We start from the raw sequence: 410 nt of genomic DNA, 5'->3' as shown, positions 1-410 counted from the left end.
GCCCAAATAAAAAAGAGAATAGGGAAATAAAATTCTGTGTGCCGAAAAATTGAATAAACCAATTAGCACTTTCATCGAGTTTTCCGAAAATATAAGTGGGTTTTTCATTAGCGAATAACCCGAATTGAATTAATGTTATATTAACAAGTAAAATGCCAAATAAAGCGAAACCACGAATGGCGTCAACAAATTCTACACGTTGGTTCATTTTTTCTCTCCTCGTATATTATTTTATATTGAAAATAATACCATTTCCTTACTGGTACTATGTCAAATACAAGAAAATTTAAGGTGATTTTAAGCTAGAGAGAAAATAAAAAAATCACCTTAACGCATGAATTAAGGGAAAATTTAAGGTGATTTTAAGCTAGAGAGAAAATAAAAAAATCACCTTAACGCATGAATTAAGG

The 410-nt window shown here is 29.8% G+C and carries 1 pseudogene; it reads right to left on the bottom strand.

Annotation, left to right across the window (positions count from 1 at the left end):
* Nucleotides 1–208: pseudogene (locus AC1DJR_RS33715) on the bottom strand (DUF418 domain-containing protein); the annotation flags it as partial.
* Nucleotides 209–410: the final 202 nt, after the last annotated feature.

Source organism: Bacillus sp. 05T31, assembly GCF_056396725.1.
Note: the sequence above shows the minus strand (reverse complement) of the source record. Positions and strands in the feature narration are given on the sequence as shown.